Source organism: Actinoplanes sp. ATCC 53533 (assembly GCF_003947245.1).
In genome coordinates, this window is record NZ_QHHV01000227.1 from 1 (window position 1) to 12325 (window position 12325).

Annotated in this window: 12 protein-coding genes; 6 read left to right on the plus strand and 6 right to left on the minus strand. The window is 70.2% G+C overall.

What is annotated here, in order from left to right:
* Together DMB66_RS50065 and DMB66_RS50070 are read left to right on the plus strand one after the other, a co-directional pair.
* Positions 1-654 (plus strand): endo-1,4-beta-xylanase (locus DMB66_RS50065; RefSeq protein WP_148112851.1); only part of this gene is annotated, 654 nt, incomplete at its 5' end.
* A gap of 133 nt (positions 655-787) precedes the next feature.
* A complete protein-coding gene (locus DMB66_RS50070) occupies positions 788-2068 on the plus strand; it encodes a cellulose binding domain-containing protein (protein ID WP_125811168.1) in 1281 nt (426 codons plus the stop codon).
* Between the two features lie 198 nt (positions 2069-2266).
* On the opposite strand, the gene DMB66_RS50075 is transcribed toward DMB66_RS50070, so the two are convergent.
* The 6 genes from DMB66_RS50075 to DMB66_RS50100 form a co-directional block, all read right to left on the minus strand.
* On the minus strand, positions 2267-2656 hold the full coding sequence (locus tag DMB66_RS50075; RefSeq protein ID WP_125811169.1) for a hypothetical protein: 390 nt from the start codon (positions 2654-2656) through the stop codon (positions 2267-2269).
* Between the two features lie 392 nt (positions 2657-3048).
* Positions 3049-4023, minus strand: coding sequence for a methyltransferase (locus DMB66_RS50080; protein ID WP_199753107.1), 975 nt, complete (start codon positions 4021-4023; stop codon positions 3049-3051).
* A 182-nt stretch (positions 4024-4205) separates the two neighbouring features.
* On the minus strand, positions 4206-5171 hold the full coding sequence (locus DMB66_RS50085; RefSeq protein ID WP_125811171.1) for a DUF4082 domain-containing protein: 966 nt from the start codon (positions 5169-5171) through the stop codon (positions 4206-4208).
* 111 nt (positions 5172-5282) lie between these two features.
* Positions 5283-7172, minus strand: a complete 1890-nt coding sequence (locus DMB66_RS50090) for a S8 family serine peptidase (protein ID WP_125811172.1) — start codon at positions 7170-7172, stop codon at positions 5283-5285.
* 194 nt (positions 7173-7366) lie between these two features.
* Positions 7367-8599, minus strand: a complete 1233-nt coding sequence (locus DMB66_RS50095) for a HAMP domain-containing sensor histidine kinase (protein ID WP_125811173.1) — start codon at positions 8597-8599, stop codon at positions 7367-7369.
* Complete coding sequence (locus DMB66_RS50100) at positions 8596-9252, minus strand: response regulator transcription factor (protein ID WP_199753108.1); 657 nt, start codon at positions 9250-9252, stop codon at positions 8596-8598. The genes DMB66_RS50095 and DMB66_RS50100 overlap by 4 nt, the downstream gene beginning before the upstream one ends.
* A gap of 104 nt (positions 9253-9356) precedes the next feature.
* On the opposite strand from DMB66_RS50100, the gene DMB66_RS50105 reads away from it, so the two are divergent.
* From DMB66_RS50105 to DMB66_RS50120, 4 genes are all read left to right on the plus strand, one after another.
* Entirely contained in the window at positions 9357-9893 is a 537-nt protein-coding gene (locus tag DMB66_RS50105) for a hypothetical protein (RefSeq protein WP_125811174.1), read from the plus strand.
* Positions 9890-10924 carry a peptidoglycan-binding protein gene (locus DMB66_RS50110; protein ID WP_125811175.1) on the plus strand — a complete coding sequence of 345 codons (1035 nt, stop codon included), beginning with the start codon at positions 9890-9892 and terminating at the stop codon, positions 10922-10924. The genes DMB66_RS50105 and DMB66_RS50110 overlap by 4 nt, the downstream gene beginning before the upstream one ends.
* On the plus strand, positions 10921-11577 hold the full coding sequence (locus DMB66_RS50115; protein WP_125811176.1) for an ABC transporter ATP-binding protein: 657 nt from the start codon (positions 10921-10923) through the stop codon (positions 11575-11577). The genes DMB66_RS50110 and DMB66_RS50115 overlap by 4 nt, the downstream gene beginning before the upstream one ends.
* Positions 11574-12325: ABC transporter permease (locus DMB66_RS50120; protein ID WP_148112852.1), on the plus strand; the 752-nt coding region annotated here is incomplete at its 3' end. The genes DMB66_RS50115 and DMB66_RS50120, both read left to right, overlap by 4 nt.

A 12325-nucleotide genomic window follows, 5' to 3' on the forward strand; every position in this document is an offset into this window, starting at 1 on the left:
CGTGACTTCAAGTCGCGTGGCGTGCCGATCGACTGCGTCGGTTTCCAGTCGCATCTGGGCACCGGCATCGACTCGACGTATCAGGCGAACCTGCAGCGCTTCGCCGATCTCGGCGTCGACGTCCAGATCACCGAGCTGGACATCGCACAGGGCGGCAACCAGGCCAACATCTACAGCACCGTCACCAGGGCCTGCCTCGCGGTGACCCGGTGCACGGGAATCACGGTATGGGGCATCAGGGACAGCGACTCCTGGCGTACCGGAGAGAACCCGTTGCTGTTCGACGGCTCCGGCAACAAGAAGGCCGCCTACACCTCCGTCCTCAACGCACTCAACTCCGGCGGCACCACCAACCCGCCGACGACGCCGCCGACCTCGGGCACCTGCACGGCGGCGATAACGCCCGGCACGGTGTGGGGCGACCGGTACAACACGTCGGTGACCGTCACCGGCGCCAGCGCCTGGACCGCCGTGGTGGTGATCACCGCGCCGCAGACGATCTCCACCACCTGGAGCGGCAGCCCGACCTGGGACACCAGCGGAACCGTGATGACCATGAAGTCCAACGGATCCGGAAACACGTTCGGCTTCACCACCATGTTCAACGGCAACTCCTCCGCCCGGCCCCAGATCAGATCCTGCACGGCCGGCTGACTTCTCCCCGCCCCCACCGCTCTCCGGCCCGGGTTCCATCCCCCGGGCCGGAGGGCACCCAGGCACACCGCGACCTGAACCGATTCGCCCGGCGCCGGCCGCTGTGGCCGGCCCTGAAGGAAGGAGCCACGTGATGTCTCGACGGAGATTCGCCGGGGGAGCGGCCGTTCTCGCGCTGGTGCTCGGCGCGGCGACGCTGACCGGCGTCGTCGGCGGAACGGCATCCGCCGCGGAGTTCGGTGCCGCCGAGGCGACGGCCGGATGCGGCAGGGCGCCCACGCTGACAAGTGGCACGCGCACGATTCAGAGCGGCGGCCAGAATCGCACGTACATTCTGCGGGTTCCCGACGGCTACGACCGGAACCGCCCGTACAAGCTGATCTTCGCGTTTCACTGGCTGAACGGAACCGCCAGCAACGTCGCCAGCGGCGGGTCTGCCGGTGCGGTCTGGGCGTACTACGGCCAGCAGCAGCTGTCGAACAACACCGCGATCCTGGTCGCGCCGCAGGGCATCGACAACGGCTGGGCCAACACCGGCGGCCGGGACCTGACCCTCGTCGACGACCTCACCCGGCTGATCGAGGGCGATCTGTGTGTCGACACGTCGCAGCTCTTCGCCCTGGGCTGGAGTTACGGCGGCGCGATGAGCTACGCGGTGGCCTGTGCCCGGCCGACGATCTTCCGGGCGGTCGCGGTGATCTCCGGCGCCAACCTCAGCGGCTGCAGCGGCGGCACCCAGCCCGTGGCCTATCTCGGGATCCACGGCACTCATGACAGCGTGCTCAACATCTCCCTCGGACGATCGCTGCGCGACACCTTCGTCCGCAACAACGGCTGCACCGCCCAGAACCCGCCGGAACCGGGACAGGGCAGCCTCACCCACATCGTCACGGCGTACGCCGGCTGCCGCGCCGGCTATCCGGTGAAGTGGGCCGCGTTCGACGGCGACCACACCCCCGAGCCGGTGGACGGATCCACCAGCACCAGCGGCGCGCGAACCTGGACCGGCGGCGAGATCTGGAGGTTCTTCTCCCAGCTGCCCAGCACCACACCCACCACGCCGACCACGGGCCCGACCACGGGGCCGACCACGACGCCGCCAACCGGTCAGCCGGCCGCATGCGCAGCCGGCTACCGGATCGTCAGTCAGTGGCAGGGCGGCTTCCAGGGCGAGGTCACCGTGACCGCGGGCTCGACCGCGGTGACCGGATGGCGGATCAGCTGGGCCTTCGCCAACGGCCAGACGATCACCCAGATCTGGGGCGGCCGCAACACGCCCAGCGGCGGCACCCAGAACGTCACCAACGAGACCTGGAACGGCAGCCTCGGCGCGGGCGCGTCGACGGTGTTCGGCTTCACCGCCACCTGGAACGGCACCAACAGCGTGCCGACCCTGACCTGCACGCCGGTGTGAGCGAGCCAAGCTGAATCGGTCCTCCGCCGGCCGTGTCCTCCGCCGGCCGTGTCCGACGCCGTCGCCGCCGGCCGTGTCTGTCGCGGTCGCGGTCGCGGTCGTGCACGGTGCGGTGCGGCCGGCGCGGGAACGACGTGCTGATCACCGGCGGCAGCACAGCCATGGTGACCGTAGCCGCCGTTCGTGGGCGCTAGGTCGTCACAGGAGTAACAGGTCGAGCAGGTAGCTGCTGGCGTCGCTTTGGTGGTCGACCGACTCGGCCGGCTGTGCCCGAAGCTCGCGGTGTCCGTGGCCGGCTGGTGTCAGCCGCACTATGCGTCGCACCAGCCAGGTGCGGCGCGCAGGGCGCTGTGCTGCCTCTTCGACCGCGTCCGCGATGTAGTCGTCGGCCACGCTGACAGGTCCGCGCACGCGCACCCACGTGTGCGGGGACGGCAACGGATCGGCCGGGTCGGAGCCGGGATCACGATCGTTGACACCGGGCACGACATGCGCCCTCGGCGAGTTCGAAGCCTCGATTACGTGCACCGGGATATCGGCCACGTTCAGTATCCAACCGCCGAGCTGAAACGGCTCAGTGATCGGCAAGACGATGCCGGAGACTCCAAGTCACGCTCGTGGACCACGGCCGGCGCCGGTATCCACCGCCTACCGCCAGCCTACAGACTTCGGGGCGTGATGGATCTGGGCAGCGGACCTTTGCGGGTGCGTTGAACACGAGGCTCACGTAGCAGACCGTGGTGGGTGGCCACGAGCGCCTCTCCGGTGACCTGGCGGCGGCCATCGGCGAGCTGGGGCCAAGCCGGGACGAGCGGCTGACCTGGTCGAATCGCGGCCCTTCCCGAGGGGCGTGACGCTCCAGGTCTGCCGGCCCGGACAGCATCCGGCCCGCCGGCGGGTCGCCGAACAGCGGCCGCGGGGCGTGCTGCTCGAGCGCCCGCCTCATGGTGGCGCCGTCGGCGGTTTCCCGGCGCGCGCGGTCAGGCCGCCGCGGTCGCCTCGATCACGACGTATGGCGGCTCCACCGCGGTGGCCGCAGTGCGGTGCAGGCCCGCCCGGGTCAGCAGGTTGTCGAATTCGGCCAGGGTGCGTTCGCGGCTGCCCGCGGAGGCGAGCATGGCGATGTCCATCAGCGGCGCGATGCCGGGGGCGTGGTCGTCGATGACGATCTCGGTGATCAGGATGCGCCCGCCGGGGTGCAGGGCGTCGCGGCAGTTCGACAGGATGCGGACGCAATCGTCGTCGGACCAGTCGTGCAGGATGAACTTCAGCAGCAGGATGTCGCCCTGCGGAACCGCGTGGAAGAAGTCGCCGGCCACCGCGGTGAAGCGGCTGTCCAGGCCGCGCTCGGCGGCCGCCGCCTGCGCGCCGGGCAGCGAGTGTGGCAGGTCGAGCACGATCGCCTGGAGGCCGGGATGTTTCGCCAGCATGGCCAGGGCGAACGAGCCGTGGGCGCCGCCGACGTCGACCACAGTGGTGGCGTCGGCGATGTCGATCACCTCGACCGCATCCCGGATGACCGGCGCGGACATGCTGGCCATCGCGGCGCCGAAGAGCGCGCCCTCGTCGGGGTGCGCGGCCAGGTAGTCGAAGAACGACATGCCGAGCGCCTGCGTGGTCTGCGACTCGCCGCTGCGGACCGCCTCGGGGATCCGCGCCCACGTCAGCCACAGGCACGCGCTGGACTGGGACGCGGCCAGGTCCCGCAGCGACATCGGCGCGTCGCGGTGCAGGACGGACAGCAGCTCGGTGCCGGTGAAACCCTTTTCCGCGTACGCCACCAGCCCCATCGAAGCGCAAGCACGCAGAAAGCGTGCCGTCGCGTCCGGATCCGCACCCTCGGCCTCGGCTATCTCGGCGGCCGTCCGCGGCCCGTCCGCGAGATGCTCGGCCAACGACAGATCAACAGCCGCGCGTACGGCCTGGGCCAGCCACGGCCCGACGAGGAATCCCATGACTGTCTCATATGGACTTTCTGTCATGCCCGGCAACTTAGCGCCATGCGGCCCGCCAGTCAGCCCCGCGTCAGACAGTGCGAAATCCGGATGGTGGTCGCACGCGGATCTCGGCGAGAGGGCCGGTCGGATCCGGGCGTCTGGCACCACGGACCACGACCGACATTCGGTGGCCCGTCCGGTCAGGAGGCCGTGAAGACCGGGCTCACCCAGTAGTTGCTGTCGTGCCAGGTCTGGTCGGGGAAGCCGCCGCCCACACCGTAGCGGTACACCCCGGCGCCGGTGTATGGCTGGCCGGGCGTGGACAGGTGCGCCGTCCGCAGGGGTCGGCTGAAGAAGTCGCGGCCGGAAGAGAAATAGTCTTCCGTCGAGACGTAGTTTCCGGTGGGCGTGTAGTACGACGCGATGTACGTGGTGTTCGCCGTAACGGCCACGGGCTGGTCGAACGTGGCCTCCTGCCAGCCCTCGGCCGTCTCGTCGGTGAAGGCCACCTCGGCGAGTAGCGCACCGTCGGTGCCCCAGAGCCGGCCGACGTGCGAGCCGGTGTTTTCGACGGGCTTCGCGAAACGTATGCCGGTGACGAACCCGTTGATGTCGGCGCTGAACCGCACACCCAACTCGACCGCCTGCTGATCAGGGTCGGCTGCCATCACGAAGTCGGTGGCGTTGAACCACAGCGCACATGGGCAAGCGTGGGCGTCGAACACGTCGTCCGGCTCGACCACCGCGGCCACGGCGCTGACCGGCACCTCGGTGACGTCGACGGTCGAGGCGCGGCTGACGATCAGGATCTTTCCGGGCTCGGTGGGGACGAACGAGTAGGACCAGCTCTCGTTGGCGAGGTCGGCGGCCTGCCAGGTGGCGCCGCCGTCCAGCGAGATCTCGACCCCGACGATCCCACCGGCCTCGCCGTTCCACGCGCCGCCGCTGATCGACGCCGGCTCGCCGACGAACAGCCGACCGCCCGGCGCGGGAGACGAGATATATGAGGCCGGGTGGTCCGATGGCAGCGCCAGCGCGGCAGTGGGCGGCCAGGCCGGCGCCGAGGCGACGAACGCGACCAACGCCGCGATCACCATCGCGAACGGGCGCGGTCGCCGCCGGCGCGCGCCGAGGTGGGGGTGGGTGGACTGAGCACTCGACGGCACCGCGGATCCTCCTGGATGAAGAACGGCAATCCTGCGCACGTTGCTCCCTCGAACGGGCCGCGGCACCCGGCGCCCCCCGGTGAGCGCCGGATGCCGCGGTTGTGGATCAGGTCAGCGCTTCCAGGTCCGCGCCGGGGCGTAGGCGACGTTGCCCACCTTGTCGTACGACCGGACCTGCATCTTGATCTTCTTGCCGTACTTCGAGACCTTGATCTTGAAGGCGTAGCCCGCCTTGGTGTCCTTGGCGACCACCTTGCCGTTGATCAGGAGCTCGACCCGGTTGACGCCGCTCGGGTCGCTGGCCGACGCCTTCACCGTGACGGTGCCCTTGACCTTGGCGCCGTTCTTCGGGGCGCTGGTGACCTTCACCTTCGGCCCCGTGTTGTCGGCGATCAGCGAGCGGTTGTAGACGGCGGAGTTGCCCGCGCGGTCGTACACCCGCCACTGGAGCTTGACCGTGCCGTTGGACCTGCCGCTGTTGTATTTCACCGCGAACGGCGCGCTGTAGTCCTGGCCCACGTACTTGCCGTTGGCGTAGAGGACACCGCGGTGCAGGCCCGAGCCGCCGGCGTCGGAGACACCGGTCGCGCCGAGCGTGACGGCGCCGCGGAACCGCGTGTTGTTCGCCGGGGTGGCACCGGTGATCCGCGGTGCCGTGCTGTCGACGGTCACCACGGCGCGGTCGGCGCGGATCTCGCCGTACCGGAAGAAGCTGGTGTAGACGCGGAGCACCGCTGTCGAGGTCAGGCTGTTGTTCAGCGACCAGGCGTTCGCGTTCGGATTGTGCGACTTCACCAGCGCCGCCACGCCCGAGACCATCGGCGCGGACGCCGAGGTGCCGCAGAAAGTCGTGTAGTCGTCGCTCTCGTCGGCGGTGCCGAAGCCCGCCAGGTTCTGCGCGACGGTGCAGAACGGCGCGGCGATGTCGACCCAGTCGGAGCCCCAGTTGGAGCCGGTGCAGATGAACCAGCAGTCGATGTAGCGCTCGCCGTCATCGCCGGTGCCGCCGACCGCGATCACGCCCTCGTAGGCGGCCGGGTAGAGGCGGTCTGAGAGCAGGTCGTTGCCCGCGGACGCGTAGAGCGCCGCGCCCTTGCCGACGGCGTAGTTCACCGCGTTTTGCAGGACGGCGGCGCTGGAGTAGCCGCCGAGCGAGATGTTGATGATCTTGGCGCCCTGGTCGGCGGCGTAGACGATGCCGGCGGCGACGTTGCTGTACGAGCCGCTGCCCGTCGCGTCCAGCACCTTGACCGGCAGGATCTTGCACTGCCAGCAGGCGCCGGCCATGCCCACGCCGTTGTTGCCACGTCCGGCGATCAGCGAGGCGACCGCGGTGCCGTGCCCATCGTCGTCGACCGGGTCGTTGTCACTGTTGACGAAGTCACGGCCGGGCAGCACCGCCCCGGTGAGGTCACCGATTTGCGTCACCCCGCTGTCCACCACCGCGACCGTGACCGCCGATCCGGTCGTCTTGTCCCAGGCGGCCGGGACCGTGATCTGCCGAAGCTCGGTCTGGTCGGGGTATGCCGGGTCGTTGGGGGTCACGTCCGTCGCGTAGGCGACGCCGTCCGTCTCCACGAAGGCGACCGCCGGGTCTGCGCGCAGCTCGGCGGCGATCTTGGCGCTGTCGGCCCGGGCCACCGTCACTCGGTGAGCCCGCAGCGCGGCGAGCGGATTGGCGGTCGAGGCCCTCAGGCCGGCCGCCGACAGGCTCCGGGCCGAGGCGGTCGCACTGACGTCGCTCTTGAAGCCGACCACGAGCCCGACCGTGGTGCCGCTCGGCTCCGCCTGCGGCTGCTGGTGCCTGGTGCGGGTCGCCGAAGGGTCCTTCGCCTTGCCCCGCGCCTTGGCCGCGGCCTTGGCGATGGCCTCCTGCTTGACTGCCTCCGACCCCTTGTCGTCGGCGATCGCACTGCCTGGCGCCAAGCCCACGGCCAGGACCACGGCCATGCCCATCAGGCCGGCCAGGACCCTCGGCGACTTCAGTCGCGTCAGACTCATTCCCCACCCCCATTTGCCCACCCCGCGGCGGACGACCGCGTCATCCTAAATGGAGAGTGCGACAATTTTCCGCCGCGATTGGACAGCGTTGGACAAGGAGGCGCGCAATGCGCGACTTTCGCCGCCGAGTGGTAATTCGGGCACTGCGCACGGCAGATCGGATTTCCTACGACATTAACCGCGAAATTCGGGACTCATCCGGTGCTGGAGGGCTGCGCCCGCGCCGGGAGCCGCATGGTGATGATCAGTCCACCCGCCGGACGCGGCTCGGCGGTGATCTCGCCGCCGTGCGCCGTCACGACGGATCGGACGATCGAGAGGCCGAGTCCGCTGCCGTCGGTGGAACCGATCCGGTCGGTCAGGCGGCGGAAGGGCTCGAACAACCCCGGGATCTCGTACGCGGCGATCGTCGGCCCGGTGTTGGTGATGGTGAGGCAGGTCCCGGCGCAGGTCACGGTCACCGTGCCGTGGGGCACGTTGTAGGCGATCGCGTTTTGCAGCAGGTTTTGCACAGCGCGTTCGAGCAGCACGGGGTCGCCGGTCACCGGTGCCGGCGCTGTCGACAGGCGTAGGTCGATGTCGGCGGCCGCGGCCTCAGCTCGGGCGACGGTGACGAGGCGGGTCGTCACCGCGGCGAGGTCCACGGGGTCGTGGGTCGTGAGTCGCTGTTCGGAGCCGGCGAGCACCAGCAGTCCCTCGATCAGTCTCTCGTGCCGGGCGTTGACCGTCAGCAGGGTCGCGCCGAGCTGGCGCAACTCGGCGGGTGGGTCGGGGTGGCTGAGGGCGACCTCGATCAGGGTCCGGTTGATGGTCAGCGGGGTGCGCAGTTCGTGCGAGGCGTTCGCCACGAAGCGGCGCTGGGAGCCGAATGCGGCATCGAGGCGCGCGAGCATGTCGTCGAAGGTGTCGGCGAGTTGCCGGAGTTCGTCCTGCGGACCGGTGAGACCGATGCGTTCGTGCAGGTTTCGTTCGGCGACGCGGCGGGCGGTCGCGGTGATCTCCTGCAGCGGTCGCAGCGTCCGGCGGGCCGCGAGCCAGCCGAGCCAGATGCCGACGAGGCCCACCCCGGCCAGGGCGAGGGTGCCCTGGCGCAGCAGGGAGGTGAGGGTCTGCTGGCGGAACTGGACCTGGAGCGCCCGGGCCAACTGCAAGGTCTCCTCGGCCTGCTGCCGCTCTTCGGGCGTCAGGTTCAGCGGCTCGGCCGGCTGGGCCACGCCGGATTCGGTCTCTGTCGGTAGGGTGCCGTCCGGCACGGTGATCGCGATTCCGGGTACGGCGATGATGGCGGAGCGACTGAAGCTCCGACTGTTCAGCGCCTGCGCGAGCAGTAGGTAGGTGATGGCGAGCAGCGCGGTCCCGGCCAGCAGGAACAGCCCTCCGTAGAAGGCGGTGAGGCGGGCCCGGACGGTCAGTCGGTGCGTCGTCACGGAATCTGGTATCCCACTCCGGTCACCGTGGTCACCACCTGTGGCGGTCCGAGCTTGCGGCGCAGGGTCAGCACGGTGACCCGCACGACGCCGGTGAACGGGTCGGTGTGCTCGTCCCAGGCGCGTTCCAGTAGTTGCTCGGTGCTCACCACCGCGCCGTCGGCACGCAACAGCTCTTCGAGCACGGCGAACTCCTTGCGGGACAGCGCGACGTGGTGACCGTCGCGGTAGACCTGCCTGCGGGTGGTGTCGAGCCGGAGCCCGGCGCGTTCCAAGACCGGCGGGGCAGCCGGATGGGCGCGCCGGCCGAGGGCCCGGACCCGGGCGATCAGCTCCACGAACGCGAAGGGCTTGGGCAGATAGTCGTCGGCACCCAGCGCCAGTCCCGCCACCCGGTCGGTGAGGTCACCGGCGGCGGTGAGCATCAGCATGCGGACGTCCCAGCCGGAGTCCACGACAGCCCGGCACACGTCGTCGCCGTGCACCACCGGCAGGTCCCGGTCGAGGACGAGGACGTCATAGCTGTTGACGGCGAGGCGCCGCAGCGCGGCGTCACCGTCGTAGGCGGTGTCGACGGCGAGGGACTGCAGCCGGAGGCCCTCGGCGATCGCGTCCGCCAGCACGACTTCGTCCTCCGCCACCAATATCCGCATCCGCTCATCGTGCCCGGCGAGCCGTTAGAAAGCTGTTAGCGCCATCGCTAATGACCGTTTAACGGGCGAACTGGTGTGGTGGCTCCCGATTCGAAGGAGCCAAGATGACACTCGGACCAAAAGCTCGGCTGATCGCCGTACCGGTGCTGCTCGTGGCCGTGCTCGGCGGCTGCGCGACCAAGCAGGAGAAACCGAAGGTCGCGTCGGCCGGTGGCAACCCCGCCGCCAGCGCCGCGGCCGCGCCGGCGGCGGACGCCGCCGCCCAAGGCCGCAAATTCGCGCAGTGCATGCGCGAACAAGGCGTCGACATCCCGGACCCGGGCCCGGACGGCATGGTCCCGCTCACCCTCGACAAGGCCAATGAGGAGAAGGTGACGGCCGCGTCGCGCAAGTGCCGCGAGTTTCTGCCCAACGGCGGAGAGCCGGCCAAGATGTCGGCGGAGGACATCGCGAAGCGCCGCGACTTCGCCAAGTGCGTCCGAGAGAACGGCCTGCCGGACTTCCCCGACCCCGATCCCGAGACCGGCGACTTCAGCGTCGGCAAGGACAAGACGGGCGTCATCGACGAACTCCAAGCTGTCGCGCCCAAATGCCAGCAGTTCGGTGAGGGTGCCATGCCGGCCATCCGGGTCGACGGATGACCCGCCGAACAGCTCTGGTGCTGGTCGTCGCGTTGGTAACGCTCGGCGCGGCGGGCACGGCCGCTGTCATCCTCAGTAACCGGAAGGAGGTGGCTGCCGCGCCTCCGGCGGTCGGCGCGACCTCGACCGTGCGGCGCCAGACCCTGGCTGAGCGGGTCACGGTCGACGGCAAGCTCGGGTACGGGGAGCCGGTCCCGATGAAATCGACTGCCGGCGGCACCGTGACCTGGCTGCCGAAGGAGAACCGCACGATGACGCGCGGTGACACCGTGGTACGGATCGACAACCGACCCGTGGTGCTCCTCAACGGCGTCCTGCCGCTGTACCGGCCGCTGACACCCGGCACCGAGGGCCCGGATGTGCTCCAGTTCGAACGCGATCTGCGCGCGCTCGGCTACGACGGCTTCACCGTCAACGACGAGTACAGTTCCGCGACCGCCCGGGCCGTACGACGTTGGCAGAAACGACTCGCCCTGCCACAGACCGGGACCGTCACAACATCGTGGGCGGTCGTGGTGCCCGCCACCATCCGGATCGCCGAGCTCAAGGTGCGGATCGGCGATCCGGGAAGCGGCGAGATTCTCACCTACACCGGTGCCGGCTCGGTCGTCACCGTCAACGCGCCGGCCGACGACGCGGCCTGGGCGAAACCCGGGGCGCAGGTCTCCGTGGCGCTGCCGGACGGGAAGAAGGTACCCGGCACGGTCACGCACGTCGCGGCGAAGGCGACCGGCGAAGAAGGCGAGGACCCGACGGTGCCGGTCACCATCTCGCCGACCGGCCGTCAGGGCACGGGCGACCTGCGCGAATCCCCGGTCGAGGTGACCTATACCGGCCGGCAGCGCAAGAACGTCCTGACCGTGCCGGTCGCCGCCCTGCTCGCGCTCGCCGACGGCGGATACGGCCTGCAGGTGGTCGAGGGCGGCACGTCGCGCTACCTGGCGGTGCGGGTCGGCATGTTCGCCGAGGGACGCGCCGAGGTCAGCGGTGCCGGCCTCACCGACGGCATGATCGTGGGGATGCCCGCATGATCCAGTTGATCGACGTGGGCAAGACCTATCCGGGCGGTGTCACCGCGCTCACCGGTGTCTCGATGTCCGTGGCCGCCGGCGAGCTGGTCGGCGTCGTGGGCCCCTCGGGCTCGGGCAAGTCGACGATGCTGCACCTGCTCGGTGCGCTGGACCGGCCGTCCGCCGGCACGATACACATCGACGGCCATGACGTGATGACCCTGCCCGACCGAGCGCTGTCCGCCCTGCGGGCCACCACGATCGGCTTCGTCTTCCAGCAGTTCCACCTGGCCCCCGGAGTGTCCGCACTCGACAACGTGGCCGACGGGCTGCTCTACGCGGGCGTACGACGGCGGGAGCGACGCCGCCGCGCGACCCTGGCCCTGCACCGGGTCGGTCTCCGGCACCGGGCACACCATCGGCCGCACGAGTTGTCCGGCGGGGAGCGACAGCGGGTGGCGATCGCCCGGGCGGTGGTAGGCGACCCGGCGGTGCTGCTCGCCGATGAGCCGACCGGCAATCTCGACTCGGTCGCCAGCGCCGGCGTGCTGGACCTCCTGCGCGGTCTGCACGCGGCCGGCACCACCGTCATGATCATCACCCACGATCAGGGCATCGCCGCGGGACTCCCGCGCCGCCTGACGATGCGCGACGGCCGGTTGGGGGAGTCATGAGCGTGCTCCTGAGGCCGCCGCCGCGTCCCGCCCGGCTGGCCCCGGACGACGTCGTCCGGGTCGGTGCCGCCGGACTTCGTACGCGTCCACTGAGGATCGTTCTGTCGGCGCTGGGCATCGCGATCGGCATCGCCGCGATGCTCGCCGTCGTCGGGATCTCCGCCTCCAGCCGCGCCGACCTTGATCGCACTCTGCGAGCCCTGGGCACGAACCTGCTCACGGTGGCGCCGGGACAGACCTTCTCCGGCGCGGACGCACACCTGCCCCCCGAGTCGCTGGCGATGGTCCGGCGCATCGGACCGGTCCAGGCTGTCACCGCCACCGGCCGACTCGATGCCAAGGTCTACCGCAACGAGCACATCCCGGCGGGCGAGAACGGCAGCATCTCCGTACTCTCCGCGCAGCCGGACCTCCTCGACAACGCCGGCGTTCACCTGGCCGGAGGTCGCTGGCTCAGCCAAGGACCGGACGGGCCGACCGTCGTGCTCGGCGCCGGCTCCGCGCAACGCCTCGGCGTCGGGACACCCGGACCCAGGGTCTGGCTGGGTGGCACGTGGTTCAGCGTGGTGGGCATCCTGGCACCGACCCCGCTGGCCCCCGAACTGGACTCGGCCGCGCTCGTCGGCTGGTCCGTCGCCCAGCGCCTGCTCGACTTCGACGGCTCCCCGACCACCATCTACGTCCGGGCCGACGAGGCGTCGGTCGAGCAGGTGCGCGATGTGCTCGCAGCCACGGTCAACCCACAAGC